This is a genomic window from Novosphingobium aeonii, assembly GCF_052279045.1.
Lineage (GTDB): Bacteria > Pseudomonadota > Alphaproteobacteria > Sphingomonadales > Sphingomonadaceae > Novosphingobium.
In genome coordinates this window covers 832,234-850,942 of record NZ_CP176832.1, presented here as the reverse complement: position 1 = coordinate 850,942, position 18,709 = coordinate 832,234, and the positions used below count along the sequence as shown (strand labels likewise).

25 protein-coding genes are annotated in these 18,709 nt (G+C 64.0%); 11 read left to right on the top strand and 14 right to left on the bottom strand.

The genetic code is table 11. The annotated features are described in order from the left end of the window. Position 1: 1 nt before the first annotated feature. From ACLIMP_RS04285 to ACLIMP_RS04260, 6 genes are all read right to left on the bottom strand, one after another. A complete protein-coding gene (locus ACLIMP_RS04285) occupies positions 2-127 on the bottom strand; it encodes a GpE family phage tail protein (protein ID WP_185998889.1) in 126 nt (41 codons plus the stop codon). An 11-nt stretch (positions 128-138) separates the two neighbouring features. Beyond that, complete coding sequence (locus ACLIMP_RS04280; RefSeq protein ID WP_185998208.1) at positions 139-474, bottom strand: phage tail assembly protein; 336 nt, start codon at positions 472-474, stop codon at positions 139-141. Between the two features lie 118 nt (positions 475-592). Further along, on the bottom strand, positions 593-1,102 hold the full coding sequence (locus tag ACLIMP_RS04275) for a phage major tail tube protein (protein ID WP_185998209.1): 510 nt from the start codon (positions 1,100-1,102) through the stop codon (positions 593-595). Positions 1,103-1,140: 38 nt separating this feature from the next. After that, positions 1,141-2,271, bottom strand: coding sequence for a phage tail sheath subtilisin-like domain-containing protein (locus tag ACLIMP_RS04270; RefSeq protein WP_185998210.1), 1,131 nt, complete (start codon positions 2,269-2,271; stop codon positions 1,141-1,143). 11 nt (positions 2,272-2,282) lie between these two features. Continuing rightward, positions 2,283-2,636, bottom strand: coding sequence for a GPW/gp25 family protein (locus ACLIMP_RS04265; protein ID WP_443478064.1), 354 nt, complete (start codon positions 2,634-2,636; stop codon positions 2,283-2,285). Beyond that, positions 2,633-3,172 (bottom strand): phage baseplate assembly protein V, encoded by a 540-nt coding sequence (locus tag ACLIMP_RS04260; RefSeq protein ID WP_185998212.1) that lies wholly within the window; start codon positions 3,170-3,172, stop codon positions 2,633-2,635. Before ACLIMP_RS04260 ends, ACLIMP_RS04265 begins: the two co-directional genes overlap by 4 nt. Before the next feature lie 111 nt (positions 3,173-3,283). Between ACLIMP_RS04260 and ACLIMP_RS04255 the strand changes: the two genes are divergently transcribed. From ACLIMP_RS04255 to ACLIMP_RS04215, 9 genes are read left to right on the top strand one after another with little or no spacing between them, the layout of a single operon-like run. Continuing rightward, positions 3,284-4,282: a baseplate assembly protein gene (locus tag ACLIMP_RS04255; RefSeq protein WP_185998213.1), complete on the top strand. Its 999-nt coding sequence runs from the start codon at positions 3,284-3,286 to the stop codon at positions 4,280-4,282. After that, on the top strand, positions 4,279-4,911 hold the full coding sequence (locus ACLIMP_RS04250) for a phage tail protein I (protein ID WP_185998214.1): 633 nt from the start codon (positions 4,279-4,281) through the stop codon (positions 4,909-4,911). Before ACLIMP_RS04255 ends, ACLIMP_RS04250 begins: the two co-directional genes overlap by 4 nt. Further along, positions 4,911-5,870, top strand: coding sequence for a hypothetical protein (locus ACLIMP_RS04245; protein ID WP_185998215.1), 960 nt, complete (start codon positions 4,911-4,913; stop codon positions 5,868-5,870). The genes ACLIMP_RS04250 and ACLIMP_RS04245 overlap by 1 nt, the downstream gene beginning before the upstream one ends. Before the next feature lie 12 nt (positions 5,871-5,882). Next, the gene (locus ACLIMP_RS04240) at positions 5,883-7,604 is read left to right on the top strand and encodes a sialidase family protein (RefSeq protein ID WP_443478063.1); all 1,722 of its coding nucleotides are present in this window, start codon (positions 5,883-5,885) and stop codon (positions 7,602-7,604) included. After that, positions 7,601-8,545, top strand: coding sequence for a hypothetical protein (locus tag ACLIMP_RS04235; RefSeq protein WP_443478170.1), 945 nt, complete (start codon positions 7,601-7,603; stop codon positions 8,543-8,545). The genes ACLIMP_RS04240 and ACLIMP_RS04235 overlap by 4 nt, the downstream gene beginning before the upstream one ends. Before the next feature lie 3 nt (positions 8,546-8,548). Then, complete coding sequence (locus tag ACLIMP_RS04230) at positions 8,549-8,911, top strand: hypothetical protein (protein WP_443478062.1); 363 nt, start codon at positions 8,549-8,551, stop codon at positions 8,909-8,911. Continuing rightward, positions 8,908-9,081: a hypothetical protein gene (locus tag ACLIMP_RS04225; RefSeq protein ID WP_443478061.1), complete on the top strand. Its 174-nt coding sequence runs from the start codon at positions 8,908-8,910 to the stop codon at positions 9,079-9,081. The genes ACLIMP_RS04230 and ACLIMP_RS04225 overlap by 4 nt, the downstream gene beginning before the upstream one ends. After that, positions 9,074-9,547 carry a lysozyme gene (locus ACLIMP_RS04220; RefSeq protein WP_443478060.1) on the top strand — a complete coding sequence of 158 codons (474 nt, stop codon included), beginning with the start codon at positions 9,074-9,076 and terminating at the stop codon, positions 9,545-9,547. The genes ACLIMP_RS04225 and ACLIMP_RS04220 overlap by 8 nt, the downstream gene beginning before the upstream one ends. Further along, entirely contained in the window at positions 9,547-10,146 is a 600-nt protein-coding gene (locus tag ACLIMP_RS04215) for a hypothetical protein (RefSeq protein WP_185998221.1), read from the top strand. The genes ACLIMP_RS04220 and ACLIMP_RS04215 overlap by 1 nt, the downstream gene beginning before the upstream one ends. A gap of 86 nt (positions 10,147-10,232) precedes the next feature. Here ACLIMP_RS04215 and ACLIMP_RS04210 read toward each other — a convergent pair whose 3' ends face one another. The 8 genes from ACLIMP_RS04210 to ACLIMP_RS04175 form a co-directional block, all read right to left on the bottom strand. After that, the gene (locus ACLIMP_RS04210) at positions 10,233-10,601 is read right to left on the bottom strand and encodes a hypothetical protein (protein WP_443478059.1); all 369 of its coding nucleotides are present in this window, start codon (positions 10,599-10,601) and stop codon (positions 10,233-10,235) included. Between the two features lie 9 nt (positions 10,602-10,610). Then, positions 10,611-11,078, bottom strand: a complete 468-nt coding sequence (locus tag ACLIMP_RS04205) for a phage virion morphogenesis protein (RefSeq protein WP_443478058.1) — start codon at positions 11,076-11,078, stop codon at positions 10,611-10,613. Continuing rightward, a complete protein-coding gene (locus ACLIMP_RS04200; protein ID WP_443478057.1) occupies positions 11,078-11,563 on the bottom strand; it encodes a phage tail protein in 486 nt (161 codons plus the stop codon). The genes ACLIMP_RS04205 and ACLIMP_RS04200 overlap by 1 nt, the downstream gene beginning before the upstream one ends. 3 nt (positions 11,564-11,566) lie before the next feature. Further along, positions 11,567-11,785, bottom strand: a complete 219-nt coding sequence (locus ACLIMP_RS04195) for a tail protein X (protein WP_185998225.1) — start codon at positions 11,783-11,785, stop codon at positions 11,567-11,569. Between the two features lie 258 nt (positions 11,786-12,043). Continuing rightward, complete coding sequence (locus ACLIMP_RS04190; RefSeq protein WP_185998226.1) at positions 12,044-12,508, bottom strand: head completion/stabilization protein; 465 nt, start codon at positions 12,506-12,508, stop codon at positions 12,044-12,046. A 118-nt stretch (positions 12,509-12,626) separates the two neighbouring features. Continuing rightward, positions 12,627-13,373 (bottom strand): phage terminase small subunit, encoded by a 747-nt coding sequence (gpM, locus tag ACLIMP_RS04185; protein ID WP_443478056.1) that lies wholly within the window; start codon positions 13,371-13,373, stop codon positions 12,627-12,629. Positions 13,374-13,515: 142 nt separating this feature from the next. Then, complete coding sequence (locus ACLIMP_RS04180; protein ID WP_185998227.1) at positions 13,516-14,604, bottom strand: phage major capsid protein, P2 family; 1,089 nt, start codon at positions 14,602-14,604, stop codon at positions 13,516-13,518. Positions 14,605-14,657: 53 nt separating this feature from the next. Then, positions 14,658-15,539, bottom strand: coding sequence for a GPO family capsid scaffolding protein (locus ACLIMP_RS04175; RefSeq protein WP_443478055.1), 882 nt, complete (start codon positions 15,537-15,539; stop codon positions 14,658-14,660). 162 nt (positions 15,540-15,701) lie between these two features. Between ACLIMP_RS04175 and ACLIMP_RS04170 the strand changes: the two genes are divergently transcribed. Both ACLIMP_RS04170 and ACLIMP_RS04165 read left to right on the top strand, forming a co-directional pair. Further along, positions 15,702-17,582, top strand: a complete 1,881-nt coding sequence (locus tag ACLIMP_RS04170) for a terminase large subunit domain-containing protein (RefSeq protein ID WP_185998229.1) — start codon at positions 15,702-15,704, stop codon at positions 17,580-17,582. Further along, positions 17,579-18,604 (top strand): phage portal protein, encoded by a 1,026-nt coding sequence (locus tag ACLIMP_RS04165; RefSeq protein ID WP_185998230.1) that lies wholly within the window; start codon positions 17,579-17,581, stop codon positions 18,602-18,604. The genes ACLIMP_RS04170 and ACLIMP_RS04165 overlap by 4 nt, the downstream gene beginning before the upstream one ends. The last annotated feature ends 105 nt before the right edge of the window (positions 18,605-18,709 follow it).

Below are 18,709 nucleotides of genomic sequence, written 5' to 3'. Positions count from 1 at the left end.
CCTATTCCACCCGATTCATCGTGTTCCAGCGGTCCACAGCGAGGCGCGACCACATGTCCAATTCTTCAAGGTCCATCGTCGCGAACTCGGAGAGCGGCCAGTGGAACACGGCCGCAACGTTGGCGATCTGCTCCTCGATCAGCCCCCAAGTGCTTTGACCATCGCGGCCTTCATCGCGGGGGGCATAAAAAAACCTTTCACTGCGCCTGCGAATTCCAACAGGTCTTCGGTGTCGAGACCGGCGATATCGCTTTCCATGAGGGTCGGCATGGTGATGCGCGGCAACACGACGAAGAGCGTGTTGACATCCGTGTTGAACAGTTCTTCGACCTTGAGATTGCGCAGTTCGCCAGCCTTGGGCTTGCGAATGGTAACCTGCGAGATTGCGGCATCGCCGCGCATAATCGGGCTCGATAGCGTGATCGTTACAGTCTGGGGCTGGGTGGTTGCGGTCGGGATTTCGGCATCGGCCATGGCGGCATTCCTTGATCAGCGGCGGGCAGATGGAACCCCCTTCCGGCGCGCCCGCCAGAATTCGCCGGAAGGGGGGGAAGTTGGGCCGCGTGTTGGGAGAGGTGCGGCCCGGATTGGATCAGGTGCCGATGATCGCGCGGATCTCGGCGTAGCGGTCCACGCCGAACACGACGAAGATGCCGGCCAGCAGGTCGATTTCGAGGATCACGGTGTTGTTGCGCACCAGCTTGTAGTAGGCGCAGGCCATCTTGTAGGTGGTCTCGGTATCGTCTCCCACCTTCTGGCTGCCGAAGTCCACCTCAGTGTATCGGCCGCGCGCGACCACTTCGACATAGTCGACCACTCCGGTGCCCTGATTGCGATAGCCGCCGACGAAACGAAGCTGGGCTGCATCCACCGTGGTGGCGCCGAACTGCTGCAGCGGCGACAGGAACATGCCGCCCGCCTTGAATTCGAATTCGATCTTGTCGATGCCCTGGTCGATGATCACGGCGCCGAGCATGCCGCCGCCCCGGTATTCTTCAGTCTTGAGGGCCAGCTTCGGGATAGTCAGTTCGGGCACTTCGCCCTTCCAGCTATCGCCATCGCCATAGCAATTCATGTCTACGAGTTTCGAGGGGAAGCCCATCGCGGTTCTCCTGTGTGTGCGGTGTCAGTGCGCGGCGATCAAGCGGCCAGCTGGGCGGCGAGGTCGGCGTAATACTTGTCGGTGATGCGCTGGTTCAGGGTCAGGCCTTCCAGCGGCGCGGCCGGGGTGAAGTCGTAGTCGATCACCAGCTTGCCTGCGGCGAGGTCTTCGGTGGGGTTCAGTTCCCCATCGAACCATGCTTTGCCGCCGATGAGACGGCCCTGCACCACGAGGCTGCGGAACTTGGCGTTGATCGATTCAAGGATATCCTTGATCAGCGCCACGGTCAGCGGCTTGTCCATCGCCCAGACCAGCCCGGTGGCAATCTCGTCCTGCAGCATCTGCGACGTGCGCACGGCCGGTTCGAACGCGAAGAGCGGTTCGTCCGAGCAGGTGTGATTACCCCAGTAGACGAACCCGCCCGAGGGCGAGCGGATCATGGTGACAATGTCCGAATCGTTCAGAGCGGCAACGTCGGTCGTTTCGTCCTGAATGTCGAAGAACAGGTCTTTCGAAATGCCGGTCACGCCATTGACCGCGACGTTGCTGAGCGACTTGTGCCAGCCCGTGGTTTCATCGATCTGGGCGCGCAGGCCCATTGCGCGGGCCACGGCATCGCCTGCGAAGTCGTTCGACCAGTTGGGCCAGATAAGCGAGAGTTCGCGGGCCGCGAAATTCTCTCGGTACGTCTTCACCTGGGCAATCGTGTCCCCGATGCCAGCGGCGAAAACGCGGCCGCGCAGCTTCTGGGCTACCGTGGCGAAGGCAGTGGTGACGGCCTGGCTATCGAGGCCGGGCGCGCCCAGCACGCGGGGGCGATAGCCGGTCTGCGCCTCAGCCGCGAGCAGGGCGTAGATGCCGGTGTAAAGGCCTGCCTGGCCGATCACGGCGGCATCCTGCTCTTCCTCGTCGTCTCCCTCGGCCACGCGGACCACGATCACGATGGGGCTGACCTGATCGTAGATCGCTTCCAGCGCCGGGCCGAGCGTGCCCGTGGTGCCGGTTTTGGCAAGAGCGCTGCGCAGGTCCGTGATCAGCGCAGGTTTGTTGAGGGGGAACAGGGCTGCGTCCGCATCGTCGGCCGTGGCGATCAGGCCCAGCACGCCGCTGGCGAGCGTGGCGATGGTGCGGGTGCCGGTGAGCAGGATGTTCGTCTTGATGCCGTGCATGGTGGCGGCTCCTATTGGGAAAGGGGGATGGTCAGGCGGGTCAGAACGTTGCCCGCCACGTCGGTGCGGTTGCCGGTGACGTTCATGACGGCTTGCCCGGCGGCGAGATCGCCCTCGAATGTCACCTGAGTGACGGCGATGCGAGGTTCCCACCGGGTAATGGCCAGCGTTACCGCCATTGCCGCGAGCAGCAGGTCCGCGCGGTTCGCTGGCCGGTCGATCAAATCGAACAGCAGGCACCCGTAGTCTCGCAACATCACGCGGCTACCGATGGGCGTGGTGACGATATCCGTGATGGACTGCACAAGGTGGTCATCGCCCGACAGGGGCTTGCCCGAGGTGCTCATGCCGGTGAGCGAAGTCATGGCGCAGGGCCCCCCGACTGCGCGGTGCCTGCCGTAACGCCGAGGTGCTTGTGGCTCTTCAGGCTGATCGAGCCTCCAACAACGTCATCGCTGGCCGTGATCTTGCCGGTGACATTGACGTCTCCCACGATGTCCACCCCGCCATCGGAGGCGAGGACGGTGGTTGCGCCGGAGGGAAGCTGGATCAGCAGTTCGGAAGCGTCGGGATCATAGGAAATCACTGCCCCGTCCTTGAAGCGGATCAGGGCCACGGGTTCGTCTATCGGCGCCGGGTTTGCGTCTGACGGTACAGCGCCCACCACGATCCCGGCGCCGATCTCCCCGGCCGGGCAGATCACGAGGACCTGTTCTCCCACGCTGGGGGGAAGCCAGACGCGCGTTTCCCCCATGCGTGGGGCCGCCCATGGCAGCGGGGGCGATTCCACATCGTCATCCAGAGTGACCGTGCAGCGCGCGGCGGCATGGTCCACGGATGCGATGACGGCATATCGCGCCAGTGCGTCGGGATCGGTGGGAGCGTCTTCGGGCGTTCTCATGGGGCCACAATGGCGGACCCAAAAAACCAAGCTACACCTTAGGGTTGTGGCCCCTGCCGCCTACAACGCACGCGGGTAGCGATAAGGCCGGGGCCTGCCGATAGCTGGGGAATGGTTGGTTCAATCGCTTCCTCCCCCGCCCTCGATATTTCGACGCTGGCTGCGCCGGTGCTGGTTCCCCAGCCCTCCTACGCGGAGCGCAAGGCCGCCAAGCTGGCGCGCCTTGTCAGCCTGCACACCGAATTCACGGCGCTGGTGGAAAGCGACCCCGCCGTAAAGGTGATCGAGGCGGATTGCTGGGACGAACAGGTCCTGGCCCAAGCAGTGAACGATGCCTGCCTGCAATTGCTGCTGGCCTATGCCACCGGGGCCAACCTCGATCAGATCGGCGCGAACATGGATTGCCCGCGCCTGGTCGTAACCCCGGCGACGGACACGACCGCTGCAGTCATGGAAACCGACACGGTCTATCGCCAGCGCATTCAGCTCGCTCCCCACCAGTTTTCCGTTGCCGGTCCCGAACTGGCCTATGTGTTCCATGCCCGTTCGGCCCATGCCGACGTTGCGGACGCAACCGCCGTCTCGCCCAAGCCTGCCGATATCACGGCGCTGGTCCTGTCCATCCTTGCCGCTCACGATGCCGATGCCGCCCTTGTGGCGGCCATGACCACGGCGCTGGACGAGGCCGACTGGCCCGGCGACGTGACTGTGACCGTGCTTTCCAGCACCGGCACCGGCGTGCCCTCGGCCGAGGTTCTGACGGCGGTCGATACCGTGCTGCAGGGCGATGTGCGCCCGCTGACCGACAATGTGACGGTGCAGGCGCCCGAACTGATCGACTATGCGATCAAGGCTCGCATCTACCCCTTCGCCGGTCCCGACCAGGACCTGATCCTCGAAACGGCAAAGACCCAACTCGACGCCTACCTCGCCACCGCCCGCAAGCTGGGGCGTGACGTGTCGCGCTCGGCCCATATCGCTGCGCTTTTCGTCGGCAGCACCGTCCAGCGCGTGGAACTGGATTCCCCGGCGGGCGATATCGCGATCTCCACCTCGCAGCTTGGCAACCCCGTCTCGATCGATGTGACCATCGGGGGCACCGAACTGTGACCACCCTTCTGCCGCCCAACGCCACGGCGGCCGAGCGCGCGTTGGAAGACGCGATGCTGGCCCGCATCGACTGGTCGAACATCCCGCCGCTCAAGAACCCGTTTGCCTGTCAGGCCGATGTGCTGCCGTTCCTTGGGTGGGAACTGGCCATCAGCCATTGGGACACGACGTGGACGGTTGCCGAAAAGCGCGCTGCCGTGGCCGGGGCCGTGAAGTTCCACAAGAAGAAGGGCACCCGCGCGGCGGTGGAAGAAGTCCTGGCGCGCTTCCACCCGTCTCTGACCGTGGCCGAGGGCAGTCAGATCACGCCCAAGCTCGCCCCGCACCGCTTTCAGGTCCGTGCCCCGGTGCTGGAGATCGGCGCGGATTTCCTGACCGTGGAGACCACCAACGCGATCATCCGCGACGTGGCTGCCGCCAAGCCGCTGCGCTCCCACTTCGATTTCGTCCAGTCACTGGAAGCGCAGGCCACGCTGTTCATGGCCGCTGGCGGCTTCGCGGGTGCGATGCACCGCGCCGATTACCAGGCGCAGTACGATGCAAGCCGCGACTGGTCCCTCATCCTTCAAACCGAAATCGGTGAGCCCGTTCTGACCGAGGACGGGCTCGATTATCTGGAGACCCATTGATGGCCTCGCTTGCCCTCAAGCTGACTGACGCGGGCCTTGCCGCCGTGCAGGGCGCCGCCGGTTCCGACAAGGTGGTCCTGTCCCACCTTGGCCTCACCGCTACCCCGTTCGACTATGCCCCAACGCTCACCGTGCTGCCGGGCGAATTCAAGCGGATCGATGTGACATCCGGCCTCGCCGCCGCAGCGAACATCACGCACCTTTCCGCCTACGACTATTCCGCCGATGTGTGGTCCGCCACCGGCCTTGGCCTGTTCATGTCGGACGGCGTGCTCTTTGCGATCTATACCGGCGCCGACGTGATCCTGAGCAAGGCGGCGCTGGCCTTCGCCCTGCTGGCTTTCGATATCTCGTTCGGCAGCGATGTGGCGGCAAACATCGAATACGGGAACGCCCTGTTCACGAACCCGCCAGCGACTGAAGACATGCGCGGCGTGGTGGAGCTGGCCACGCTGGCCGAGGGTCGGGCCGGGCTGGACGAACTGCGCGCGCTTACCGCCGCCGTCGCCAAGGCATCGCTGCTCGATTGGCTGGGCTTCACGCCGCTCGATGCCGCTGCCTACACCGCCGACGACGTGCTCGCGAAGCTGCTGACGGTCGATGGTGCTGCCTCGGGTCTCGATGCCGATCTTCTCGATGGCTTCCACGGCTCCGCATATGACCGGATCGTCGAAAGAAGCCTGATCGAGAACGGCGGCTATGAGGTCTACGCCTCGGGCAAGAAGGTGACTTGGGGGAAAGTCGATATCCCCCAGGACACTTACGTCACCTTCAATCTGCCGGTGGCCCACACCGAATGGGTCAATCCATCGCTCGCCGTCAGCACGGCGGGCGGCATCACCGACGTCCAGGACAACACCGGCATCACCGGCATCGTCGGCGACCCGCCCACCGGCATCCGCCTTTGGAATGCCGACAACCGCACGATCACCGTGTGGATCCGCACGATCGGCGTCTGAAAGAGCGATACGATGACCAAGATTTCCCTGCTTCCCAATGCCGACACCGTAACCGGCACCGAACTCGTCCCGTTCGTGAAGGACGGCGCGATGGTGAAAGCACCGCTCGCGACCGTGTTCGGATCGCGCCAGCTCGATGCGGCGGCCACCTTCGATTCCGCGCTCCAGTCCCTGATCGAAGGGCCACTGGGCGAAGTCCATCTGGCGGTGAACGCCAAGGGCGAAATTGTGCTGGTGGGCAACCGCAATCTGACGGCCGAACTGGACGGCATCGTCACCAAGTTTGCGGCCGTCGATAACCGGCTGAACGACAGCGCATATGCCGCCCTGCCGGACGGTAGCCCCCGGTTCTTCTGCGAAGACGCGCTGGGCATGCTGGTGGGGCCGAACGGCGAGGACGTGCACCGCAAGGTCAAGCTGCCGGACGGCACCACACAAGACCAGCGCCGCTACAACGACATGATCGAGGGCCTGCTCTACCGCTCGCGCGAGTTCCCGATCCTGTTCTCGTCCAATGCGCAGTGGCCCGCCTCCATCCGGGGCACCACCAGCTATGTGCGCATCCCTGCCTTCGCGGTGGGCAAGGACAAGGTGCTGTTCGTGGGCGAAGGCCGCGTGGGCGCCAGCAGCGATGCTGCTACCCGCCGCGTGATCGCCCGCGTGCTGACTTTCGAACAGGTCCGCTGGATCGAACAGACGATCCGCACCGATCCTGCCGTCAGCTTCCTGACGATGCTGGAAACCCTTTCGGCCACGAACCCGCAGTTCGAACTGCTGCGCGAAGCGGACGAGGTTTCGGCCCTTGGCTATGGCTTCGCCGATCCGGCGCCGGTCTATGACCCGGTGGCGGACGTGTGGTGGCTAATGGCGGGCCGCCGCATCCCGCAGCAGATCGTGGGCATCTACAGCGATGACAACCTGCTGACGTGGAAGGGGCAGGCGGATACTCCGCTGGCCCTGCCGATCAGTGGAGAGAACGCCAAGCAGATGCTGACGCTGGGGCAGGACAACCTGTTCTGCCCGGCGCACGGCATCGCCACGCGCGAAGGGCGGCTGTTCTATCCCATTCGCGGCAATCAGGGCCTGAGCCTTGCCACGCTGGACCGCGCCGACACCAGCGAGACGCCGCACGGCACGTGGAAGCGCTCGTTCACGATGCCTTCTGCCGATGCCGCGCTGGCGGGCATCCCCACGTCCGAACAGTCGATCTGCCAGCTTCCCGAGGATGCCGGGCGGCTCATGGTCAATTCCCGCTATGCGGACGGCTTGCGCTACACGATCATCTACAACGCCGAAGGCACGCAGATGCTTGACCATTACCCCGAGCCATCGCTGCCGGATATCGTGGCGGCCGGAGCGATCCTGACCTTCGACGGCGGCGACGGCGTGCCGCGCGTGATCGTGTCCAACAACCAGGCGCCGCGCGTGGACGAAACCACGTCCGAGCTTCGCTACAACCTCACCCTCTCGATCAGCTACCGGTTGGGAGCGCAGGGCTCATGGCTGAACAATGGGCCGCTCTACCGGCCGTCCGACGTGGCGTACCGCGACGTGCTCAACCGCAACGACACGAACTCCGATCTCGCCCGCAACACCGGGTACAGCGATCTGGGCCAGCTCGACGATCGCATCCTCGACTTCAAGGAAGCCCGCGGCCTGTTCAGCAACGGCAACGCCGGCATGCACCACGCCTTCTTCCTCTCCTTCCATACCGTCCGGAGCCTCCTTGCATGAGCGTCCTGTCCAAGATCATCCGCAACCGCCAGATGCCCGTGGCGGGCGCCTTGGAAAAGGTCGGCCTTACCCGCTGGGAAATCGCCAATTACAAGGCCTCGCTCAAGACGGGCGTGCGCCTGGCGCTGGACGCGGGCTGGCGCGGCGATGCCACCAACATGGACATGTCCGCGCAGATGCAGATGGCGGTCGATGCCGCCGCCGCTGCCGGGGATGCGCTGGCCAGCTGCTATGCCTTCGTCGATCCGTGGCTGTGCAATCCGCGCGCGGCGGGCAGCGTCTACATGAAGAACATGTACAGCCTGGCGCCCTATGCACTAAGGCTGGATCAGGCGACGGAAGCCAACCAGCCCGGCGCGGCAACCGTGTCGCAGCGGCCGATCATCGACATGACGATCAACGGGCAGGCCGCCTCGGTGCTGACCGGCGCGCTGCCCGGCGCGCTGGCGCTGACCAACGAATGCACGATCATGCTGGCCGTGAAGCCCAAGACCGCGATGGGCGCCAACCGCACGATGTTTGCCCTGCGCACCGGCAACGCCAAGGACTTCCTCCAGCTGGGCATCACCGCCGATGGTTCGACCTACTATGCTGTGATCCGGCGCTTGGGCGGCGGGACCAGCTGGACACTGACCGAAGCCGCGCCGGTGGCGATGGCCAACCGCAAGTGGGGCATCCTTGAAATCGCGGTGGACTACCTGAATGACAACGCCACCCTGCTGATGGACGGCGTGGCCATCGCCACGGTCGCGGGCTTTTCGGCGACGCCGGGCGCGCTGGTCAATCAGGTGACCATGGACATGCTCTATGGCGGCAACGGCGGATCGGGGAAGGCGAACTGCCTGTTCTCCACTTTCGCGATCCTGCCCACGATCGATGCCGCCACCCGCGCTACCGTGCGCGCCGCCATCAAGGCCGCCAACCCGCAGATCGGAAGCTGATCGATGAAGCTGGACGATCTCCTGCTTTGGCTGATGTCTCTGTTCGGCGGGCTGGCCCTGTGCGGCGCGCGGCTTGGGTGGATGCTGTTCGGGGTCGCGCCCGAACCGCCTTCGGATCCGGTGGCGTTCGGGCTGTGGCAGCGCAAGCGCCGCTGGCTCGTGTTCTCCGAACTGTCCGCCCTTCCGGCCTTCGCCACCCTGTCAGTCGTCATCGGGCGCCTGCGCGACTGGCCGATGGAGGGCGTGGTGCTGCTGTCCATGGTGCTGGGCGCGCTCGGCTTCGCCTTCTTCCTCGACGCGCTCCAGACCATCGTTCGAAGGCGCGTGGGTATGGATGAAGGCGCGGCCAAGGATGCCACGCCGTGACGGACCATCTCGCCATCGTGGCCATCGTGTCCATCGCCGCGTCCGGCTTCGGATACTGGCGGGTGCTGCGGCTGCACCTGCGCATGACCGCGCTCGACCCAAAGGCACGCCCGCTGGTCTCCCATGTTCTCGACTACCTCACGCACCGAAAGGAAAGGCGCCATGACTGACGCACGCACCCTTGGCCCCAGGGGCAAGGCCCTGATCCACAAGTGGGAAGGCTGCGCGAAGAAGCGTGCCGACGGCCGCTTCGATTCCTATCCGGATCCCGGTAGCGCCGATGGTAAGCCCTGGACGATTGGCTGGGGTTCCACCGGGCCGGATATCGGCCCCGGCACCGTATGGACGCGAGCGCAGTGCGATGCCCGCTTCGATCGGGAAATCGTCCGCTATGTGAACGAGGTCGCGCGATTCATCGGCAGTACCCCGACCACGGCCAACCAGTTCGATGCTCTGGTATCGTTCCACTACAACACCGGGGCCATCGCCACTTCCACCCTCGGCAAGCTGCACAAGGCTGGCAAATTCACGGATGCCCAGGCGCAGTTCGCCAAGTGGATCTTCAACGATGGTAAGGTGCTGGAAGGTCTGCGCAAGCGCCGGGCAGATGAAGCCGCGCTCTACGGGAAGGCGTGATGGAAGCGCTGGCCGTCGCCGCCGTGGCCAAGAAGGCGCTGTCGTGGGTGTTGGATGTGATCAAGGCGCATTCTGGCCTGCTGTCCTATGTCGCCGCCGCTTTCATCCTGTGGTGGCTCTGGAGCGGCAAACAGGATGCCATCGCCGAACGGGATGCGGCCAACGCAGCCACCACGGCCGCTGTCGCCGCCCACCAAAAGACCAAGGACGATTACCGCGCTGCCCAGGCGGAAGCGGCCCGGCTCGATGCCGAACGGATTGCGCGCGAAAAGGCGCGTCAGCAGGAGATCAACGATGCCGCTTCGAAGGATTATGCGCAGCGCCTTGCCGATGTGCGCGCTCGCTATCAGCGCCTGCTCGGGGACGCCCAAACCGGAAACGCCGCTGGCAGTACGACCGGAAATGTCACAGTGCCCGGCCTACTCTCTGCCCCCGGCGGAATTGATGGTGCGGCCGACCTACGATTGGCTGGCGCCGCTGGCCTCTGCCTCACGCCCCAAGAGCGATTGATCGCTGCGGAGCAGGCTGTGCAGCTTGATGCGCTGATCGACGCGGTAGAAAAACTGGCAGCGAGCCAATCCTCCAAACCTTCGCCGTAATCGCCAGATAACGGGAGACATAGAAAACCCCGCCGTCCGAATAGGGCGGCGGGGTTTTTTGTTACCCGGCTTGTGTGTTCTTGGAGCTACCAACCACCATCGGCGCCGCCGCCGCCGAAATCACTGCCACCCCCGCAGAAGTCGCTGCCGCCGCTGGAATAGTCGCAAGAGGGCGCATCGAACGAGGGGGAGGCATCGAATGCGGATCCGGCGATGCTGTCCATCACGCTTACCAGCATGGGCGCCACGTCCTGATAGACCGGCGATGCGTCCGAATAGGGGGATGACGGCGCGGGGATCGGCTTGCCAACGGGCATCGCAACGCGCGGCGAGTGGACTGCCACGGTCGGCCGAGTATGGCGGGCAACGACCGATGTGGCTCGCGGCGGGGAGCCGAGAACTACCGCCTTCGGGGCAGGCTTCGCAGCGGAGCGGTTAAAAAGGCGCTTGAACATTCCTGGCTCCTATTCGTCGATCATGTCGAAGACGATCTCAGCAATGTGATCGAGATCTTCGGGGGTGAAGCCGAGCAGGACACGCTCGGGATACTTGGTGCGGACGGTCTTTCCGTTCTCGGTTCGGCCCACGAAATCGGTCAGTCCGTATTGGTGCGCGCGGGCGGTGTGGGCGACGATGCCTTCGAAACCGACTGAGACACCGCCCCGTGTGGCGTTGATCTTGAACGAGCGGGCGAGGCGCAGTTTGCGGAACATGCGACCTTTCTTGATGCCGTCTTTCCCAGCCTTCAGGTCCCGCTTCTTGCGCGGCTGCATGGCCGATCCATCGGGCTGGATATTGTCGGCAATGCGCTTCGCATTCGACTTGCGCAGTTCCATGCCGATCTTGCGGGCGATGCGGCGGCGCCGGGCGGGCGACAGCTTTTCCAGTTCGCGGACAAGGAACGCCTCTAGCTGGGCAAATCCTTCAGCCATTACGGGGAGACCTGAAACGGCGCATCATTGTCATGAGCCCAGATCGAGGTGAGCGGGCCTTCTTCGGCGCGCAATGGCGTATCGTCCGGCAGCATCGGCACGGTTTCGTCGAGGACAGTCAGCACGGGCGCACCGCCCACCATGGTCACGGTGACGATCTCGGTCAGGGACAGCGTGATGCGGACGTCGGCTGTCTTGTCGTCGATAATGTTCGTTTCGAACGGGATCGGCGGGGCATCGCCCGCCAGCAGGTCTGGCTGGTGATAGCGGGCCCACTCGACGATGACGAAGAACAGCATGGCGGGATCGCCCGTGAAGTTCTCGGCCACGACGATCAGTTCATATTCCCACGAAAAGCCGTGCTGCCGGTTGCCGGTGGCTCGAATGTTGCCGCGTTCCACCCACATGGCGAGCCTGTCCGGATCGCGGGCGGTTTCGGGAAGGAAGACGGCGATGGCTTCGCGGAGCAGGCCGGGCTTCTTCATGGATCAATCCCAGGCATTGATGGTGTCCAGCGCGACGGCGGCAGCGGCGGGCGGATCGGGAAGCGTGATGGTGCGGCCCTCAGGCAGTATCGTGCCGAGGGCTGCGAGGCCGGGATTCAGGGCATAGGCCTGTTCGACCACTTCGCCTTCGGTTGTGCCCAGAACGCGCCAGCAGATCATGTCGAGCGTGTCGCCCTGCATGGCGATGACAGAGGAAGGCATTGCATCAACGCTCGCTGCAGGGCGGCGGCGGGCCCCGTTTAACGAAGAATGTCCCCGCAGGGCCACATTTGAGCCGCCGCAAGATCATCGTATGTGGGCTTGCCCGTTCCGCGCCACAGGTACGCCCAAGGCGTTTGACGATTTGACCATGAACGGGGCTGAAAGCGCGCCCAATCGGCCGCAAGCAAATGGCTGGCAGACCGTTGATGCGGGGTACGAAATGGCAGCATTCGTTGCAGATCGGCGGTCCCTCGATCATCAAATCAACTCCACGGCGGTACGGGGAGTGTCGAGGATGTCGCGGATGGCATGGGTGGCCATCCGCAGATATTCCTGCGCCGTGGTCGCTTCGGTATCCGCGCGTGCTTGGCCGTCTTGCGTCGCAGTCAGATCGCGGTGTGTCTCGGCCAGTTCGGCCGCCGCGTACATGCGGACGGCGCGCGTGTAGAGCAGCGTCAGGCGATGCTCACCAGCCACCGTGCGCTCGGGCTTTACGTCTGCCAAGGCGGCCGCGCCGTCCACCTCACGCTCGGCGCGCCATTCGGTCAGTTCGCCTTCGACCGACAGCATGCCGCCTTGCACTGCGCCGAGCAGCTGCTCCGGGGTGACCATGGTGGTCAGGCGCAGGGCATCGCGCATGGCGGTGCAGTTGAAGTCCGGATACCAGCCATCGCCGGGCACCGTTATGTCAGCAGGACGAGGCGGTGCAGCGACGAACGACATGGGCGGATTGTCCTGATTGGCGTGGGGCCTGAAAGGGGTGGGGGGTGAGGCTCAGAGCGCGGATTGGGCTGTTGCCGTCCGCTTCTGTTCCGCCCCCCGGCGCGGTTGGCGCAGCTTGTTATGCGGGCGTGTCGTTGGACGAACTGAGCTTTTTCAGTTCGGCCTCGTAGGCCTGCTTGATTTTCTTGGCGCCGCAGCCCTCGTGCAGGGCGATGGCGCGGTCGAGATGGCTGATCGCGGCGGCCAGCAGGGCGGGCTTGCCGCCCGCCACGGCCGATTCCGCGTTCGGATCGAAGGCATCGGCCCGCGCCTTGAACGTGAGGCCGAGCGCCTTTTCCAGCTTGGCGCGGACCTGATCGAAGATGTCGGCATCGCTGACCAGATCAGCGACGGCGCCCAGCACTTCGAAGGGGACGCTGCCGGGTTCCTTGATGCCCGCTTCGGCCACTTCCTCGGCCACCAGCGTGGCGGGCGTGCGGTTGTATCGTTGGGGCAGTTCGATCCCGGCAAGCAGCACATACTCGGCCAGATTGAGAGCCAGCGACCAATCCTGAATGTCGATGGCCCAGATCATCATGTTCGAGACGATTTCGTCTTGAGCGCCAGCGGCAGCTTTCGCCGCGCTTTCCACCCATGGGCGGTACTTCTCGATCATGGTGCGCTTGGCTTCGATCTTGCGCTCGGTGGACTGAATGTTGCGCAAGGCGTTGAGGTCGATGCCAAGGCTGGCGAGCAGGAGTTGATACTCGGTTGCGACAGGGCCGCTTTCGGGCATCGGGGCGGCGCAGCCGACGGCAACGGCCGGGCCAGAGCCGGAAATGGCGGCGAGGACGCGCTGTTGGTGCGCACGGAAAGGACTGGACATGGCTGGCGGGCTCCATCGAATGGGAACCTGCCCCGCCCGGTAGAGGAAGGAGCCGGGCGGGGGCAGGGAAGGTGGCCGGTGCGGCATGGCCACCTTTTGTCACTGGCTACAGGTTGCCGCGTAGCACTCGGGTATCCGGGGATCAGGCGCCGCCGGTATCCTCGGGCGCGGTGAAAGTGATGCTCTCGGCCAGCGTCATGAAATCGGTGTCTTCGATGACGTAGCCTTCGTTGGAACTGTTGTAGTCCACGAGGCTGGCGCGGTTTTCAGGTTCGTCCTTGACGAAGCGGCGGCGCGAACCGTTCTGCCAGTAGATCGACAGGTTCTTGAGCGGGGTGACCGCCATGGTGCGTTCGGGGAACTTCGGCACAATGGCAGCACGACGACCGCCGAGCTGCTTCTGCGACATCATGATCGCGCCGACCACTTCGTCGCTGGTGGACCGTCCGCCGTCGATGGTCGTCGAAAGCGGGCGGTTGATCATGGGGAAGTACTTTTCGTCCACGAGGTCCTGGCTGACCAGCACGACATGTTCGGTCGAGTTGCGCGCCCAGCTTGGCTGACCGGCGATCAGGTCATAGGCGAGAGCGTCAAGGTTCTTGTACTGTGCATCGGCGTGAATGTGGATGGGCTTGGCCGCGCCGGTAGCGGTGCCGTTCAGAAGCTCGCGGCCCATGACGTGGCTCGGCCTTTCGAGGCGCAGCTTCTGCAGCCAACCGACGTTCATGTCTTCGCCGTTGGGGTTGTTCGTCTTGTTGCTCTGCGAGGCTGCGGCAAGGCCGTGCCAACCGATCGAGATGCGGGACAGGGCGATGGAGCGCGCGATGTGGCGTGCATAGCGGGTAGGGAAGTCGGGGAAGCGCGCCCAGGCATCGATAAGCTGCCACGGCAGCTTGGTATCGAATTCGGTGTTGTAGAGGCGGTATTCCCGATCATCCATGTTGCCGACATAGGTCGGGCGGCGCGGAAGGTTCTCTTCGGCGGTGCGGCTTGCGACGAAATCTTCGGCGTTCAGGCCGATGACCTGCCCGACCAATTCGCCCACCGGCAAGTCATTGATGAGGCCAAGGAAGCTGACTTCCTCGCGCTGAAGGTCGATCAGCTTCTGTTCGGCAGTGGGTTCCACGGCGAAATCGCGCGAGACCGAGGCGACACCGTTGCGACGGGCAATTTCGCTGAACAGGTTGTCCAGCGCCCGGCGGCCGTTGTCGGAGAGAGTGTAACGCTGCATGGATCGTCCTTTGTTGTGGCGCGGCGTTGAAAAGGGATGGCGAAAGCGCGGGGTCAGAACACGTCGGCGTAATTGGCCCCGTCATGGCCGCCGGTGGCGGGTAAGCGCCTCGTGAAGTTCGACTGCGGGGTCTCGTTGATCTGCGTCGTGAGCGCGGCGAGGTCCGTGGTCAGCTTGGTGATCTGCAGCCGGTTTTCCTTGCTGGAAGTCTCGATTGCGCTGGCCATCTGACCAAGGATGATCCCGAAGGCCGCCAGCGAAGGATCGGCCTGAGCGGGTACTGCCGGCTCGACGGCAATGGGCTGCGGCGCGACGGCGGCGGGAGGCGTTGCGGTTGTGCCGGTCAGCCTGTCGATCAGGCCTTTGAGCGAGCCGAACACGCCGGTAGGATCGGCGTTCGGCTCCTCGGCCTGATCGGCCGAGAAGACTTCCTGCGGAATTTCATAGGCCTGACAGAGCAGGTTGTCCGCCGCGAGCTTGCGGTTCGAATAGAAGCCGGGCGTCTTGGCCGCGAATTCCAGCGCTTCGGTGCCGAACGATGCCGGACTGTCGGTTGCGGCCATGCCCACGAGGTAGGCTTTGCCGGTGCCACGGCAGTTCTGGCCGATTTCGATGGACGAGAAGATTTTCTGTTTCTTCTTGTTGATCTCGACGAAGGCGGGGAGCGGTGTGATTGCGGCGAACAGGCCCATGACCTTCTGCGTGACGTTGCCCACGGGCAGCGCGACTTCCTCCGCCTTTACGGCGGTGACATCGCCCAGCATATCGAACGAACCGCCGGGGATGATGGCGCGGAAGTGCTCAAGGTTGATGCGCACGCCATAGAGGGCGGGGTTGAACGTCTCGGCGCAGTCGAGAATGTCCTGCCGCGTGATCTTGCGGCCATCGGTGGTGTCGCCTTCCACGGCGACACGGAAATAGCGAAGTTCTGCCATCGGTTAGCTCCGGTCCTTCGGGTTCGCGGCCGGGTCTGGCCGAACTGATTGAGCCCAAAAGACAGGGCGGGAGACTTCTTCGCAACGCGGGCGCGTTGTGGCTGCGCGGGTCCACAACCCTACCCCGGCGATCCCGATGAAATTCGCCCGTAGCGTGGCCCCATGGCGAGCAAATCGGCAGCGAAGAAACCCCGGCAGGACGTGGCGGCGGGCGGTGAAGAACCGTCCGGCGAGCGCCCGACCGTGGGCGCCGTGCCCGCGATTGTCGCCCAGCGCACCAAAGCGCGGTCGTTCTTCTGGCGGGGCTGGACTATCCAGCAGATCGCGGAGGAAATGGGCCTGCCCTATGCCACGGTGTATTCGTGGAAGGTTCGTCACAAGTGGGAGGAAGCCCCGGCGATTCAGCGGGCCGAGGAAGGCACGCTGGAGCGTTACCTGACGCTGCTGGCCAAGGACAACAAGACTAGCGGCGACTTCAAGGAAATCGACCTGATCGGGCGCCAGTTCGAACGTCTGGCGCGCTTGGCCCGGTATTCCGATGGCGGCAACGAGGCTGATCTAAACCCGTCCCGCTCAAACGGCGCGAAGGCGACGAACGCCAAGAAGGAAAAGACCAAGAACCTCATCACGCGCGACATGCTGGCAAAGCTGCGCGCGGATCTCGAAAGCGGATTGTTCGGGCACCAGGAGCAGTGGCTTTCCACCACCTCTCAGCGCACCCGCATGATCCTGAAATCGCGCCAGATCGGCGCGACGTGGTACTTCGCACGCGAGCGCCTGCTGGTCGCGCTGGAGACCGGAAAGAGCCAGATTTTCATATCGGCTTCCCGCGCCCAGGCGAACATCTTCCGCAACTACATCGTGCAGTGGGTGCAGAAGGTCTGCGGCATCGCCCTGTCAGGCGATCCGATGGTGCTTCAGCGCGGCGAGGACGAGGACGGCGAGCCGCTGGACGCGGTGACGCTGTACTTCCTTGGCACCAACTACCGCACCGCACAGGGCTACACCGGCGACGTCATAATCGACGAGTGCTTCTGGATTTACGGATTCGAGGAACTGTTCAAGGTCGCGTCGGCAATCGCCACGCATGAACACTTCACCCGTACCCTGTTCTCGACGCCCAGCACGCTGGCGCACGAAGCCTATCCCATGTGGACGGGCGAGCGCGTCAACAGACAGCTGCCGAAAGCCGAACGGTTCAAGATCGATGTCAGCCACGAAGCGCTCAAGCGCGGCGTGTTGGGCGGGGACGGTATCTGGCGCCAGATCGTCACCGTGCACGATGCGATCGAGGGCGGCTTCAACCTCGTCAAACTGGCGCAGCTTCAACTCGATTACGCCCCGGACGAATTCGACAACCTGTTCCGCTGCATCTTCCTTGATGACAGCCAGAGCATGTTCCCGTTCCAAGCCATGCGGCGCTGCATGGTCGATAGCTGGGACGCCTGGCACAAGGATTTCCAGCCCTATGCGTTGCGCCCCTACGATGGCGAGGTGTGGCTCGGGCACGATCCAAACGCCAGCGAGAGCATAACGGCGGACGATGCCGCGTTGGTCGCCATCGCTGCTCCCACGAAGCCGGGCGGCAAGTTCCGCATTCTGGAAAAGCAGCGTCTCAAGGGGCTGCAATTCCCCGAGCAGGCTGCGGCTATCAAGGCGATGGCGGGCAAATACAACGTCACCAAGATCGGCATCGACGTCAGCGGTGCGGGCAAGGCCGTTCACCAGTTGGTGGCCAAATGGTTCCCCTCGGCGGAGGCCATCACGTACTCGGTGCAGACCAAGTCTGCGATGGTCATCAAGGCGAAGGACGTGATCACAAAGGGTCGCCTGGAGTTCGACGCCGGGTGGCTGGACATGATGGCCGCTTTCATGGCGATCCGGCCGGAACTGACCAAGTACGGTGTCACCTACGTCGCGAGCCGCGCCGGGGGCGTCGGCCATGCCGATCTCGCCTGGGCGACGATGCACGCCCTCTATTTCGAACCCCTCGACATCACGGAAACGGACGAGGGCGATTCCACGCTGGAGATTTTCTCATGATCGAGCAGGCCAGTCTGCCCGCGACCGTCGACGCGCCGGAAGGCGCTGCCGCTTTTGCCTTTGGCGCGCCGGAAAGCATCATCGACAGGCGGGACATCTTCGACTTGTTCGAAGTGGCTCACAACGGGCACTGGTACGAGCCGCCGATCTCAATGGCCGGGCTTGGTCGGGCCTATCGCATGGCTCCGCACCATCAATCTGCGATCCTGCTGAAGCGTAACCTCCTGTCGGCCAGCTTCGTGCCGAGTCCACTGTTATCCAAAGACCAGTTTGTGCGCTGGGCACTCGACTGGCTGATTATGGGCAACGCCTATCTGGAACGGGTGGACAACCGCCTTGGCCGTCCAGTCGCGCTTCGTTGTTCGCCCGCCGCGTACACGCGTGTCGGGCTTCGTCCCGATCAGTATTTCTGGGTGCCGCGTGGCTATGCGATCTCCGACGCGGTGGAGTATCCTGCCGGGGCCATCCATCACCTTTCCGAACCGGACCCCATGCAGGAAATCTATGGCATGCCGGAATATCTCTCGGCGCTGCAATCCGGCCTGCTGAATGAGAGCGCGACCCTGTTCCGGCGCAAGTATTACCTGAACGGTTCGCACGCCGGTTATATCCTGTGCATCACGGACGAGGGCCTGAGCGACAAGGATAGCAAGGCGATCAGACAGGCGATGCGCGATTCGAAAGGGCCGGGCAACTTCCGCAATTTCTTCCTCCATCTGCCGAAGGGGAAGGAGAGCAGTCTGAAGGTCCACAATATCGCCAGTATCGGCGCGAACGACGAGTTTCTGAACATCAAGAGCGTCACGGCCGAGGATCTGCTCGCCTCGCACCGGGTGCCGCCGCAACTCATCGGCATGGTGCCGAAGGGGACCAGCGGTTTCGGCAACGTCAACGACGCCAAGACGTCGTTTTACCACATGGAGATCGTGCCTATTCAGGGCCGCTTGCAGGAGATCAACGAGTGGCTTGGCGTTGAGGCCGTCCGGTTTCAGACGCCCGCGGATTTGGCGCCGGGCGTCTGAGGATTTCTCCCGCCGATGAGGCGGGGGACTTGGGCGTTGCACCGCCTTTGTCCGACGAATGCCAGTTCGTCATGATCCCACTCGGTCCCGCCATGGGGCCACCCC

Bases quoted from the DNA above. Each gene is read 5' to 3' on its own strand.
- ACLIMP_RS04240 (WP_443478063.1), top strand. From the start codon at position 5,883: ATGACCAAGATTTCCCTGCTTCCCAATGCCGACACCGTAACCGGCACC.
- ACLIMP_RS04165 (WP_185998230.1), top strand. From the start codon at position 17,579: ATGATCGAGCAGGCCAGTCTGCCCGCGACCGTCGACGCGCCGGAAGGC.
- ACLIMP_RS04235 (WP_443478170.1), top strand. From the start codon at position 7,601: ATGAGCGTCCTGTCCAAGATCATCCGCAACCGCCAGATGCCCGTGGCG.
- ACLIMP_RS04260 (WP_185998212.1), bottom strand. From the start codon at position 3,172: ATGAGAACGCCCGAAGACGCTCCCACCGATCCCGACGCACTGGCGCGA.
- ACLIMP_RS04215 (WP_185998221.1), top strand. From the start codon at position 9,547: ATGGAAGCGCTGGCCGTCGCCGCCGTGGCCAAGAAGGCGCTGTCGTGG.
- ACLIMP_RS04270 (WP_185998210.1), bottom strand. From the start codon at position 2,271: ATGCACGGCATCAAGACGAACATCCTGCTCACCGGCACCCGCACCATC.
- ACLIMP_RS04210 (WP_443478059.1), bottom strand. From the start codon at position 10,601: ATGTTCAAGCGCCTTTTTAACCGCTCCGCTGCGAAGCCTGCCCCGAAG.
- ACLIMP_RS04180 (WP_185998227.1), bottom strand. From the start codon at position 14,604: ATGCAGCGTTACACTCTCTCCGACAACGGCCGCCGGGCGCTGGACAAC.
- ACLIMP_RS04200 (WP_443478057.1), bottom strand. From the start codon at position 11,563: ATGAAGAAGCCCGGCCTGCTCCGCGAAGCCATCGCCGTCTTCCTTCCC.
- ACLIMP_RS04205 (WP_443478058.1), bottom strand. From the start codon at position 11,078: ATGGCTGAAGGATTTGCCCAGCTAGAGGCGTTCCTTGTCCGCGAACTG.
- ACLIMP_RS04190 (WP_185998226.1), bottom strand. From the start codon at position 12,508: ATGTCGTTCGTCGCTGCACCGCCTCGTCCTGCTGACATAACGGTGCCC.
- ACLIMP_RS04195 (WP_185998225.1), bottom strand. From the start codon at position 11,785: ATGCCTTCCTCTGTCATCGCCATGCAGGGCGACACGCTCGACATGATC.
- ACLIMP_RS04230 (WP_443478062.1), top strand. From the start codon at position 8,549: ATGAAGCTGGACGATCTCCTGCTTTGGCTGATGTCTCTGTTCGGCGGG.
- ACLIMP_RS04255 (WP_185998213.1), top strand. From the start codon at position 3,284: ATGGTTGGTTCAATCGCTTCCTCCCCCGCCCTCGATATTTCGACGCTG.
- ACLIMP_RS04275 (WP_185998209.1), bottom strand. From the start codon at position 1,102: ATGGGCTTCCCCTCGAAACTCGTAGACATGAATTGCTATGGCGATGGC.
- ACLIMP_RS04280 (WP_185998208.1), bottom strand. From the start codon at position 474: ATGGCCGATGCCGAAATCCCGACCGCAACCACCCAGCCCCAGACTGTA.
- ACLIMP_RS04245 (WP_185998215.1), top strand. From the start codon at position 4,911: ATGGCCTCGCTTGCCCTCAAGCTGACTGACGCGGGCCTTGCCGCCGTG.
- gpM (WP_443478056.1), bottom strand. From the start codon at position 13,373: ATGTCCAGTCCTTTCCGTGCGCACCAACAGCGCGTCCTCGCCGCCATT.
- ACLIMP_RS04170 (WP_185998229.1), top strand. From the start codon at position 15,702: ATGGCGAGCAAATCGGCAGCGAAGAAACCCCGGCAGGACGTGGCGGCG.
- ACLIMP_RS04175 (WP_443478055.1), bottom strand. From the start codon at position 15,539: ATGGCAGAACTTCGCTATTTCCGTGTCGCCGTGGAAGGCGACACCACC.
- ACLIMP_RS04220 (WP_443478060.1), top strand. From the start codon at position 9,074: ATGACTGACGCACGCACCCTTGGCCCCAGGGGCAAGGCCCTGATCCAC.
- ACLIMP_RS04265 (WP_443478064.1), bottom strand. From the start codon at position 2,636: ATGACTTCGCTCACCGGCATGAGCACCTCGGGCAAGCCCCTGTCGGGC.